The sequence below is a fragment of the Paenibacillus baimaensis genome (assembly GCF_025567575.1).
On sequence record NZ_JAOQIO010000023.1, the window covers coordinates 36964 to 48750 of the forward strand.

An 11787-nucleotide genomic window follows, 5' to 3' on the forward strand; every position below is an offset into this window, starting at 1 on the left:
AATCAAAATCCCTTGCCCCTCAGCTCAAACTTAAATTGCTCTTGGGGAATGGGGGGATGAATGGCTGAAAGCCTTGTAGGGCATGGGATTTCGGCGATGGGAGCGGGTGAGGTGGGGAGTTGAGAACTTATTTGCATTGGGACATGGGGACAAATTCAATAAATCTTCTAAAGTAATCAAGCTTTCTTGGTGTGCCCTATACATAGGGGGTCTAACCTTCTCTCAAGTGTGTGGTAGCGGTGCTAAACACTTCGGGATTGGGGAGGTACTCCTTATTTCTTGCCTTAATGATTTAAGCCCAGCAAGGGTTTGGAATTATGAAATTGATTCAAATATAAATAATTTTACTTTTTTCCACTTTGCATAAAAGCTAGAATCTGATAGAATATAAAGAAATACGATAGATTTAGTAAGAATTAAAAGGAGGCACCTTTCCATGCAAAAACTGATGCTTGATTCCATACACGAAATGACGCATCTGGATCAACTCGAGGCTGAAGCGGTTTATATTATACGAGAAGTAGCGGCGGAGTGTGAAAATCCCGTGATGCTGTATTCGATCGGGAAGGATAGTTCCGTGATGCTGCATTTGGCTCTGAAAGCTTTTTATCCCGAGAAGCCGCCATTTTCTTTCATGCATATTGATACGACGTGGAAGTTCAAAGAAATGATCGAATTCCGTGATCGCAAAGCGAAAGAATTCGGAATCAACATGATTGTTCACTCGAATCAGGAAGGTATTAAACAAGGGATCAACCCAATCGATCATGGTTCCGCGTATACCGATATTATGAAAACCCAAGCATTAAAAGAGGGATTGGACAAATACGGATTTACGGCTGCGTTCGGCGGTGGAAGACGTGACGAGGAAAAGTCGCGTGCGAAAGAGAGGATTTTTTCATTCCGCAATAAGAATCATGCGTGGGATCCGAAAAACCAACGGCCGGAAATGTGGAAGCTTTTCAACACAAGAATTAATAAAGGTGAAAGTATTCGCGTCTTCCCAATATCCAATTGGACAGAAAAAGATATCTGGCAATACATTCGAAGAGAAAACATTGATATTGTGCCTCTTTATTTTGCAAAAGAAAGACCCGTCGTCAATCGCGATGGACATATGGTCATGGTGGATGATGATCGGTTGAAGCTCGAACCTAATGAGAAGGTTGAAATGAAGAAGATGCGGTTTCGCACATTAGGCTGTTATCCGCTTACTGGCGGCGCCGAGTCGGAGGCGGATACGCTAGATGCCATTATCGAAGAAACGCTTGGTGCGGTTTCATCCGAACGGACAACTCGGGTTATTGACCAAGAGGCGGCTGGAAGCATGGAAAGACGTAAACGGGAGGGCTATTTTTAATATGAAAAGTTTGCTTAAATTTATTACATGCGGAAGTGTAGACGACGGAAAATCTACCCTGATTGGACATATGCTTTATGAGGCAAAGCTTTTGTTCGCCGACCAAGAAAAAGCATTAGAGCTGGATAGCAGACTCGGCAGTCGCGGCGGAAAAATTGACTATTCCTTGCTTCTTGATGGATTGATGGCCGAGCGTGAACAAGGGATCACGATTGATGTGGCTTATCGGTATTTTACGACGGATCACCGTTCATTCATTGTAGCGGACACACCAGGACATGAAGAATATACACGTAACATGGCAGTAGGCGCTTCCTTTGCGGAATTGGCCATCATTCTTGTGGACGCAACCAAAGGGGTCATTACCCAAACCAAACGCCATACCCGGATTTGCGCACTCATGGGGATTAAACATCTTGTATTAGCTGTAAACAAAATGGATTTAGTTCATTTTGATCAAAAGATATTTGATGATATCCAAGAAGATTTCTCCCGAACGGCCGCTGAATTTCATTTTCAAAGCATACAGGTTATCCCTGTTTCTGCCACAGAAGGGGATAACATTACCAAACAGTCACAACATACTCCTTGGTATGCCGGTCTTCCTTTGTTGTCATATTTAGAAAATGTGGATGTTCTTGATGCCAGCAATACGAAGCATTTTATGATGCCCATTCAGCGTGTATGTCGACCGGACCATACGTTTCGCGGTTTTCAAGGCCAGATTGAGGCTGGGAGCATCGCAGTTGGCGATGAGTTAACGACTCTACCTAGTCATGAGAAGGCGAAAGTCAAACGCATCTTAGTGACAGATCAAGATAGGGACCTAGCCTATGCGGGACAACCCGTAACCATTCAATTGGACCGTGAAGTCGACGTTTCGCGGGGCTGTGTATTTACGAAAGACAATCAAATCCAAGAGGCTGATAGCTTCGCCGCCACGATTCTTTGGATGGATGATTCTGTACTGACTCCCGGTAAAAATTATTTGGTCAAAGTAGGAACGAAAGTCCTGCCCGGTACCGTGACGGCAATTAAGCATAAAATCGATATTAATACTGGCAATACGGTTCCAACCGATCATATTGTCAAAAATGAAGTGGCACAATGTGAATTTGCTTTATCGGACAACATCGTTTTTGATTCCTTTGAACAAAATAAAAGCATTGGCGGATTTATTCTGATCGATCGTGTAACCAATATGACATCTGCTTGCGGAGTCATTGACGAAGCCCTTCAAGGATCCGACAGTTTGGTAGGGCTAGATACGGAAATCAACAGAGATGTTCGTGCTCAGCAAAAAGGTCAAAATCCATTAACCCTCTGGTTCACCGGTACGGTTCCGGATAACTCAACGCTTGCGAAGGAAGTCGAAAAACGTTTGGTATCGACAGGCCACCATACCATGTTACTGGGGAATGGCCAGGGAGAATCGTTGCAGCGATTAGCAGAAGTGGCAAAATTGATGAACGATGCGGGACTTATTGCATTGGTATCGAATGATTCCCCGAGCGAAAACGACCGAGAAACCGCGCGAGACATCATTGGCAAAGAATATATTGAAGTTTATGTAAATAGACCGCTTGCAGGCAGTTCGAGCACAAATGATACACCTGGAAACCCGGAAATCGAAATCGATACAAGCAGGTATTCAATCGAAGAAGCTGCAAATCATGTAGTGAAACGAATTATCAGATATTTAATCAATGAGAGTAGTCGTGGGCAATTCCTTAATTTCTAATGCGAACATAACCCGTTTTTGATAGCGCAATCGAGCAAGAAGTGAAAGCCTCCCGTACACATGCTTAGAAAAATCGATTCAACGAAATAGTCCTTGAAACATAGTATCCCTACATCATCGTGAATAGTGATGTAGGGATTTTTTTGTGTCCGCGGCAGGGGGCACTCCTAAATTACTTCACACAGGTATAGTGCGTGCTGCGGCAAAGCCACGGGTAAAATGATGACACTGGCATTTTAGCTATTTAGAGGTTTAGTTTCAATCCATGCAACCTTGAGATCTCTTTTTTTGAAAAACCACCTATTATTAATTTTTATGAAATCATCGCTATACCTTATAGCTGCTACCATTAATTTTTTGTCACCGCCATCCATTGTTAAATGATGAGCAAAACAATATGTGGTCCCAATTGCTGTATCACCAGATAAGGTTATCTTACTTTGGCCATTAAAATGCATCGTGGAGACATACGTAGTTAAGCTATCAAAAACAGGCGCTAAATCCGTCCTGCTATAAACGATTTGGGTTGGTTCTGTTTGACGTTCATCCATAAATACTCTAAAAACAGTATCTTCAGTAAATAGTGCCATTTGGCCATCAGCATCCCTCGTGTCTGCACAATATGCATATGCATCAATGAGATCGCGTATCGCAACGCGGTCAGTAACTTCTTCAAGGGATAGTTTTTTCATATTTTCCATTTTTTCCTCACCTTTTTTTCATTTTGTTTGTATGTGTTCCTTCTACATATATTTTGCATCACATCTATCCTCATAGTAACCGAGCCGAGGTATATAAGCTTTGTCGTGCAGCTCATTTTTATTGTCAATTCGGCTCATTTGAACCGACAATATTGGAATCCTTACAAAGTGCCGGAGCATGCAGTATCCATTCCAGTGATTTCCTATTGGATTGCCATGGTGACTTCATGTTATCTTTTACTCAGATAAGGAGTGAGACGAATGGGGTCAGTAATTAGTAAGGCTGTGAAAATGCCTCAGGGTCTAGCCAAAGCCAGTGTTGGCATGCTGAAGATGAAAGGTTTGTCGGTCATGGGGGCATGCGCCTATTCGGATATCAAAACTGGGAGGATGTATCTGCAGGATCATGTTCTGTTAGTTGTTCTGGAAGGGGTCTACATTGTCAGATATGGTGATCAGGAATATACGGTAAGGAAAAACGAAATGGTGCTCTTGCATAAAGGCATCGTCATTGAGTATGAGAAGTATGGGGAAGAGGATTCGAGGCATGTATTGGATTATATGATGTTCTTTCTGAAGGATGAATTGCTTCATGAGTTTATGAGGATATCCAGTTTTCCTTCTTCCAAGCCTGTATCACCCGCTCCAGCTGCCGTTCATTCGGTGAATGTGCGCCTGTTAAGCTATATTGCTTCACTCAAGCCCTATTTTGAAGAGCCGGAGGGCATTCAAGACGAATTAATTAAACTGAAAATGCTGGAGCTTCTATTTGATATTTTGGATGCGGACAAAGGGTTATTGAGCCGAATTCTGCAGCTGAGGCAGCAGCGTCCCACAAGCATTGTAGAGGTGGTGGAGAAGAATCTACTAAATCCCGTATCGCTTCAGGATCTGGCCTATTTATCCGGCAGAAGCTTATCGACTTTCAAACGGGAATTTCGGAGGATCTATAATGAGCCTGCATTTCAATGGATTCGTAACCGTCGGTTAGAGAAGGCAAAGGAGCTATTAACCCATTCCGGAATATCCATAACAGAAGTCTGTTTGGCTACAGGCTTCGAAAACGTCTCGCATTTCTCGAAAGTCTGGAAGAAGAAGTATGGGGTTCCTCCATCGGCAATGAGGAATCGTAACGCTGCCGAAAATTCTATTGTTGAACCTATTCACAGCTATTGTGATTATGAATGTAAGTTGTGTTGACTCTACCTACTCAACACATGTGGAGTGCTGTTTGAGGAATGATTTAATATATGAGATGTCTCGGTGCTCGGATCCTACCTACGATTGGAAGGGTTTTTCTTTTCGAAATGGAATATTAATGCTAGTGTGTAATTTTATTTGAGCGGAGGGGATTATGGGGCAAAGAGCAAATCTAATTATTGTTAGTAATGACACTTACGATTTGTATTATAGTCATTGGTGTGCAAACACTCTGCCAAAAGATTTATTTTGGGGACCACAATATGCCATTAAATTTATCGAAATGCAGACAAAGGTTGATGAGTCGGGGTGGTTGGATGATGTTTGGGCTGAAGGTGGGGCTGTTCTTGATTTAGATAATAAGAAGTTGGTATTCTATGGTGGCGAAGATATACTATTCGACATTCCCCTAAGGAATCTCTTTCTGAGCCTTATGAATAAAACTTGGTATGGTTGGGAAATAGAATGGGCTTACGAAGGTATATTGGATTTAGCATCCTATGTAGGCTACCCCAAAGAAAAGGTGCTAACAGGTCGTGTAGATGATATTAAAGATTTAAGTTTAGCACCTCCTGAAGAGAAAAATTGGGTTAATACAGTGGCAAGTGTAAAATTCTCAGATAATGAAATGCTATTGTTCCCCTTATGTGGGGGGATTGAAGTTTATTTATCTTTTGGTCCTGAAATTGTTAATAAAATTGATAAATCTTATGGTTATACAAGTCATTCTCTAAGTGAATGGACGGAGGATTTTCCTGTCGGTGGCTTCCATATTGACGTTACAGAAAAAAGAGTGGAGTTCTGGCATGCTAATAATATCCCTGAAATATCCAAGCGACTCGTAACTAAATGGTTCGATTGGAAGGTCCTTGAGTATTATTGTGACTATGAATCTCAGGTTAGGAGTACTAGAGGTCTATTACAATTCCACTCCATAGATCGCCAAAGATTACTAACACAGTTGAGGGCTCTACTACTAAAGGAATCTTCAAATCCACTAGATACGTTATCATATATAGTTAAACAAGAAGCAGGCGCAGGAAGAACAGTAGAGATAAATCCATACGCATTGAGATATGACAGATATGATTTACCTAGGAGTGTAAGAGAAGAAATACTAGAATATGCTGTAGATAACCTATAAATTTATTATTATTGCTCTAACGGATCTAAACAGCCATTAAAAGTATCTGAGGCGGTGTAAATATTGAAACTAACAGTTGTAACTGAGGATTTCTTACTGTCTACTTCTTCTTGGCATGAGAGTCTGTAACATGAAATTCCCACCCCTCGGGGGAAAGGTCTGTAAAGAGTCTGCACAAAATTATTGACAGACACTAATACACGATAATTTTATAAAGCTGAATGATTTACTTTCTTCTTCATCTGTATATCATATTGTCGAAGCAAGTGAAGGCTTCCCTTTAAATATTCAAACTCTTCCTCAGTAAGCTCTTCCTTCGACCCATCCAAATTTGTAATATAGGCAGACTCATTAGTAGCTTCAGTGGAGCACCATTCCCTTCCAAGAAGGTTGTCCAAACTCACCCCAAAAAAATCTGCCAAAGCAATAAGCGTATTAAAATCTGGTTCTCGGGTGCCTTGTTCGTAATTAGCGATCTGCCCTCGGGAAAGTTTCATCCGTGCTGCAAGCTCATATTGGCTAATCCCTAATTTGTTTCTCAGTTCTGCTAATCGTTTACCGAACAATGATAATCACCTCTCATCCATTATAAGGAACAGGAATCTGTTGGTACTATAATGGACACGATAAGTTTCTTTTATGCTTGACGTATGGAGGGTAAGGAGATATATTAGATAATAAAGACACGATTTGTTTCTGATATTAGTGAATGATTTGACCGCTATTGATTAATGGGCAAAAGATGCGTATTCATTCAACTTAAATAGACACGTAAAGTTTCTAGTTCCAATGCATAGATTGGGGGAGAGTGCCATGCAAGACAATCTTATTAAATATGATCAATTTCTAGCAGAGGAAAATGTCCTCATTCAAAGAATCGGAGTATGCAAGGAGTTTATTGAAGTTCTTTTAAAATATATCTCAGGTAAATCAGATTCTATCCATATACTAACAGCAGAGGACATCGTTAATGCGGTTCATGCTATGAGTCAGGATTTAGATACAGAGTTACTTCATGTCAGGCTAGAGAAAAGTTTATTGGAAAATAAGATTAAAAATTTAGAAGCTAATTGTGACTAATCTCTCTTAAGAAACGTCTTTTGGGTCATTCGAGTTGTAGGAACGACGAGAATAACCTTTTTTTCGAATGCTGGATGGTGCCGGACGGTACGAGGCGTATTGTTTCCGTTACTATTCCACCCTGAAAACTTTTCCTTTAGGTACAAACGGCAAGTGCTGGCCTTTGGGAATAAGGAAAGCGTGCTCCCGACGGATGCTTACTCTGTCACAGAAGCCGTCCGTAATAATCAATAACGGTCCGTTCTTTGGGAAATCCTCCTCATGCTCCAAGAAATCAATGCCAGGCTGCAGGATTGTGCCTCCTCTGCCTTTGACGGATACCCTGTCTGCTATCACTTCCGGTGCGAGATACCCTTGATCATAAACGGCCGCATCACAGAAAACTACTCGTACCAACGGGACATCCCGTGACATACTATAGCTCGCAATAGCCCCCAGAGCTTTCCCCAGCAGCTTTGTATCCATGGAACCTGAGGTGTCCAACACAACACCGAAGGTGCGACCATCCTCGTCACCTGCATCCTGTACCCATCGAGGTCTTGGAATATCGGGAGTAGAAGATTGTCTACGGCTGATCCTGGAATAGTTCCGAACCTTTTCTACCGGGGAGAAGTAATGATCGAACCATTTCGCAAGTTCCACATCCCACAAGATTGGCGGCTGAGAAAGAGCCCGGATTTCTTCAACAAAGCCTGCAGGAAGCAGGCCACGGTTCTGCTCATAATGATAATCAAGACCCTGGCTTAAACAGTTTCGATAAAATTCATCGAGTGTAAGTCCATCGTTCCGGTTCCACCAATCTGGTACACGTGGGGTCAATATATCTCCCAGACCGACTCCCCGGAATGTAGCTACTTTACGAAAGAGCCTTATATCGTTGACGATACGGTCATAGATTGATTCAGCTGACAATCCCTTTAGATCCGGATCATGGAGCCCTCCGATCCTGGGGAATGTTCCCAGTCCCATTTCCATTAACCACTGATTGATGACATAATCACAAGCTACATTCCATAAATAAGGGTCTCGTCCATCGGCACGGGCATGATGCCTCAATCCCACATGCAGAAATTCATGAGCGAGCACGAATCGGCACTCTTGCTCGTCAAGGCCTGCAGCTGGATTAACGTAGATCTCTTTTGCCTCAGCATTAACAGCAGCTACAGAGATGGATAATCTTGTGCAAAGAATAGGATCCTCAATAATTTTGAAGTCGGCCGCCATGGCTCCCATGAGAGGGTAGCTGCTGATAAACCAATTGCGAGCTTTCAAGACAGGTGTCAGAACTTCCTTGTTAGCCCCCAAGTAATCCTCGTATCCCGCCGTGACATTGACAGCGCTGGTTACAGCCATTATTAGTCCCTTACCCAAACAGTCCTGCCAATTTACATCTTTATTGTTCCAGTAGGAGGGGCCGGTTGTTCGGGAATTCATGATCATATCCTGAAATCCGTGCCCGACTGACCCAAAGTTGTGGAAGGAAGGATGGAATCCCCTTTCTACAAAACTGTAGTACAGTTCCTCCTCACTTTTCGCTGGAATATCCACTCGCCCATCCATACCTGCAGGCGGCTGCCCAAGCTTCATGTCATAAAGAAACTTCGCGATAAAACAATCGCATGCCGCATTCCACAGATCCTGCCGCTCCATAACTCGGAAATGTCCGAATCCAAGATGAAGCAAGGCATGAGCAAGAATATACAACCATTCCTCGGGCAAACCTCTTCGTTTGGGATGAACATGAATATGGCCGTTACTTGTTGTGACGGCCCATCCATTTTCCGGACAGAGATTCCCTTCTTGACGTATAAATCGTGAATGGGATGCGAGGGGGGCGAACATTGGGTGTTGACTGATGAAATGCAGCCCCTCCATATAGGATTTTGTAGCAGGATCCAACTCTCGGGATTTTTGTTTGGCCATAATCAAGCTTCCTTCTTCTGTACTAATCTCGGTAGATCACGGACAATCTCAACGAGGATCCAATCGGGAAGACTTTCACCGGTTTCACTCTTTGCAACGGATAGTTGGGCAATTTCGAGACTGATCGTGCTTAGACTTTTAATTAGAGCTTTGGCACGGTGGGCGAGCTTCTTATGGTGCTCGGTCAGAATGTCTTTAGATCCCGGTAATTCTTTAATTAGGTATGCACGGAAGGATTGTGCCATGAAGTATAATATATCCCGATCCTCCGGTTGATGAGGCCAGCCGGTTTCTCCTTCCAGAATCGCATTCAGTTTATATTTGTTGTTCGTTTGCTTGTAGAAGGCCTTGAATTGACCAGCATGATGGGGTGATAAACAACCTGTTGCCAGAATATCCAACATTTCAGGTTGCAGTCGGTCACCATATTCCTTTAATGCATCGCTTAACATGTGCCAGGACCTAGGGGTAGAGAAGGGTTCTTCGTGTTTCGGAGGCTGAACCCACAAATGATCCGGGCGGGTCTCAATATAATTGATCACTAGAGGGTGGATATCATTCTCGTATGCCCACTCTAACCATTCTCGGTGGGAAACTCTTAATTGGACATGAAACATTCGGTTGATAAGTGCTGATGACATTGGCTTCACTATGGCACTGTCCTGAGCGCGGTTCCCCGCACCTATCACGACGGAGCCCTCTGGTAGTATGTATTCCCCAATACGCTTTTCCAGTATCAGGCTGTAGAATGCTTTCTGAACTTCATGAGTACAAGCGTTCAGTTCATCCAAAAACAAGCAGTATGGTTCATTTCGGGCGATCATGCTGGGAGGACAAAATCGACTTTTTCCTTCTACAATCTGTGGGACCCCAATTAAGTCCTCTGGTGCCAGTTGGCTACCCAATAGCGAGACACAAGGCAACCCCACCATATCAGCAAATTGTTGAACTAGTGACGACTTCCCGATTCCTGGTGGTCCCCAAATAAAAATCGGACGTACTACGGCTATGTTCAATAAAAGATCCATTATTTGTTTTGACGAAACAGAGGCAGATATATTCATTATTGATTCCTTCCATAAATTAACGTTAAAGTAATAGTACCACAAGATGATAAAGAGTCTGATAATAAAGTTTAGTTATAACGTATGATTCATATCTCCGATTTCGTAATACTTTCACCCTGTTCGTTTGCATATAAGTAAGCGAAAATAGGATCAGAGGCAGACGCCTAAAGGTAAGCATGACTAAGATCATCGAGCCGCATGGATGGGTTACTTCTTCGATGATCTCACCACAATAATTAACATAGCGGGGGTCCGGTAAAGGTTATCCCGCGAGGTTCCCAATTTGTAGTTTAGGAGTAGATTGATATGGCGATAGTCCAAGTCAGATCCACGAATCCGCAGTTCTCGTTTTGATCAAGAAGAATCCAAACTCCGGCATGATGCTTCGCTCGATCCGCAAGGGAATGGCGTACGGATGGTATGCCGATCAGCAGACTTTTAATGTTTATTTTAAAGATGCGGATAATGATATCTCCTATAAGCAGCATGAGCAGGAAAACTTCGAATATCTGAATGTATCGAGGTACAATACGCCCTTATTTTCGTTGAATGCGATTAACGAATTTTTCTCCTCTCCGCTTAAGGCACAGGATGAACGCGACGTGGAGGGCTACGAGCATACATTTTTCATCAATATGATACATATCGAACTGGTCAGGTATATTGAGTTTTTTGAGAAGCATTTGAAGGATTTCTCTTTCGAAATCACCCATCATGCCCATAAAAGCTATTCGCTTACCGTTACGACAACGAAAAGCTTGTATCAGCTGCTCATTTCGTAAGTGTGTTGGCCCTATTCCTCTCGATGTTCGGCAACGAATATATCGATATCTCGGAAAGTATCCTGGATAAGTACATCAAGAGCATGAACGTGATCGATGCGCCGTTCTATATTCGCAGCCTGTTTGTACGGAACTTCTTGTCTTCCAGAGATCGGTTTCAGAAATACAAGGCGGAGCTTGAGAAAACGGATCGATATGACATTCAGTTCGCTTACGGAGGTACGGGTCTACAACGGAGAAATTATATCGGTAGTGCGCTGGCTTTTGATAAGTCGATCTTGGATGTGGGTTGCGGAGAGGGATTCTATGCGCTCCCATTTGCCGGGAAAATTGAGGGCAGTTATTATGCGATTGATATCAATGAGGAGCTGCTAGAGAAGGTAAAGCGTAAAGCGGAGGTAAAAGAGATCGACAACATCGTCACATTCGGTTCGATCGATCAGTTCCTGGACAGCTACAACGGGGAGCAGGTCGATGTAATTCTTACAGAGGTTATTGAACATATGAGTCATGATGAAGCCAAGCAACTGATCCAACAAATTTGCTCGCATATTGATTTCGATAATTTTATCATTACGACGCCCAACGCTGATTTTAACCGCTACTACGAGTTGAGCGATTTCCGACATGACGACCATAAGTGGGAGATGGGTGAAGAACCTTTTCAACAGTGGATGCGTGATGTGATTAAGGAAACGAATCTTCATGCAGAATTTGTAGCTGTCGGAGACGGCGTCAACCATATCAAGACTACACAGGGCGTTATTCTGAAGAAGAGGGGGGCCTGAC

The 11787-nt window shown here is 42.9% G+C and carries 10 protein-coding genes and 1 pseudogene; 7 read left to right on the forward strand and 4 right to left on the reverse strand.

All coding sequences use genetic code 11. From position 1 onward, the window contains the following. The first annotated feature begins 436 nt into the window (after nucleotides 1-436). Complete coding sequence (gene cysD / locus OB236_RS09720) at nucleotides 437-1360, forward strand: sulfate adenylyltransferase subunit CysD (protein WP_262683807.1); 924 nt, start codon at nucleotides 437-439, stop codon at nucleotides 1358-1360. Nucleotide 1361: 1 nt separating this feature from the next. Then, nucleotides 1362-3101: a GTP-binding protein gene (locus OB236_RS09725; protein ID WP_262683808.1), complete on the forward strand. Its 1740-nt coding sequence runs from the start codon at nucleotides 1362-1364 to the stop codon at nucleotides 3099-3101. A 236-nt stretch (nucleotides 3102-3337) separates the two neighbouring features. On the opposite strand, the gene OB236_RS09730 is transcribed toward OB236_RS09725, so the two are convergent. Beyond that, nucleotides 3338-3802: a nuclear transport factor 2 family protein gene (locus OB236_RS09730; protein ID WP_262683809.1), complete on the reverse strand. Its 465-nt coding sequence runs from the start codon at nucleotides 3800-3802 to the stop codon at nucleotides 3338-3340. A gap of 261 nt (nucleotides 3803-4063) precedes the next feature. Between OB236_RS09730 and OB236_RS09735 the strand changes: the two genes are divergently transcribed. Both OB236_RS09735 and OB236_RS09740 read left to right on the forward strand, forming a co-directional pair. Then, a complete protein-coding gene (locus tag OB236_RS09735) occupies nucleotides 4064-5002 on the forward strand; it encodes a helix-turn-helix domain-containing protein (RefSeq protein WP_262683810.1) in 939 nt (312 codons plus the stop codon). Nucleotides 5003-5156: 154 nt separating this feature from the next. Then, the gene (locus OB236_RS09740) at nucleotides 5157-6146 is read left to right on the forward strand and encodes a hypothetical protein (RefSeq protein WP_262683811.1); all 990 of its coding nucleotides are present in this window, start codon (nucleotides 5157-5159) and stop codon (nucleotides 6144-6146) included. 209 nt (nucleotides 6147-6355) lie between these two features. On the opposite strand, the gene OB236_RS09745 is transcribed toward OB236_RS09740, so the two are convergent. Continuing rightward, entirely contained in the window at nucleotides 6356-6712 is a 357-nt protein-coding gene (locus OB236_RS09745) for a helix-turn-helix domain-containing protein (protein ID WP_262683812.1), read from the reverse strand. Between the two features lie 247 nt (nucleotides 6713-6959). Here OB236_RS09745 and OB236_RS09750 point away from each other — a divergent pair, with 247 nt between their 5' ends. Next, nucleotides 6960-7226, forward strand: a complete 267-nt coding sequence (locus tag OB236_RS09750) for a hypothetical protein (RefSeq protein WP_262683813.1) — start codon at nucleotides 6960-6962, stop codon at nucleotides 7224-7226. A 111-nt stretch (nucleotides 7227-7337) separates the two neighbouring features. On the opposite strand, the gene OB236_RS09755 is transcribed toward OB236_RS09750, so the two are convergent. After that, a complete protein-coding gene (locus OB236_RS09755) occupies nucleotides 7338-9149 on the reverse strand; it encodes a DUF2201 family putative metallopeptidase (RefSeq protein ID WP_262683814.1) in 1812 nt (603 codons plus the stop codon). 2 nt (nucleotides 9150-9151) lie between these two features. Continuing rightward, on the reverse strand, nucleotides 9152-10213 hold the full coding sequence (locus OB236_RS09760) for an AAA family ATPase (RefSeq protein ID WP_262683815.1): 1062 nt from the start codon (nucleotides 10211-10213) through the stop codon (nucleotides 9152-9154). Between the two features lie 383 nt (nucleotides 10214-10596). Here OB236_RS09760 and OB236_RS40015 point away from each other — a divergent pair. Together OB236_RS40015 and OB236_RS40020 are read left to right on the forward strand one after the other, a co-directional pair. Then, nucleotides 10597-11132: pseudogene (locus OB236_RS40015) on the forward strand (SAM-dependent methyltransferase); the annotation flags it as partial. A gap of 150 nt (nucleotides 11133-11282) precedes the next feature. Next, a complete protein-coding gene (locus OB236_RS40020; protein ID WP_408638436.1) occupies nucleotides 11283-11786 on the forward strand; it encodes a class I SAM-dependent methyltransferase in 504 nt (167 codons plus the stop codon). The last annotated feature ends 1 nt before the right edge of the window (nucleotide 11787 follow it).

Excerpts from the sequence above, each read along its gene's own strand:
- cysD (WP_262683807.1), top strand. The coding sequence starts at position 437 with ATGCAAAAACTGATGCTTGATTCCATACACGAAATGACGCATCTGGAT.
- OB236_RS09725 (WP_262683808.1), top strand. The coding sequence starts at position 1,362 with ATGAAAAGTTTGCTTAAATTTATTACATGCGGAAGTGTAGACGACGGA.
- OB236_RS09730 (WP_262683809.1), bottom strand. The coding sequence starts at position 3,802 with ATGGAAAATATGAAAAAACTATCCCTTGAAGAAGTTACTGACCGCGTT.
- OB236_RS09735 (WP_262683810.1), top strand. The coding sequence starts at position 4,064 with ATGGGGTCAGTAATTAGTAAGGCTGTGAAAATGCCTCAGGGTCTAGCC.
- OB236_RS09740 (WP_262683811.1), top strand. The coding sequence starts at position 5,157 with ATGGGGCAAAGAGCAAATCTAATTATTGTTAGTAATGACACTTACGAT.
- OB236_RS09750 (WP_262683813.1), top strand. The coding sequence starts at position 6,960 with ATGCAAGACAATCTTATTAAATATGATCAATTTCTAGCAGAGGAAAAT.
- OB236_RS09755 (WP_262683814.1), bottom strand. The coding sequence starts at position 9,149 with ATGGCCAAACAAAAATCCCGAGAGTTGGATCCTGCTACAAAATCCTAT.
- OB236_RS09760 (WP_262683815.1), bottom strand. The coding sequence starts at position 10,213 with ATGAATATATCTGCCTCTGTTTCGTCAAAACAAATAATGGATCTTTTA.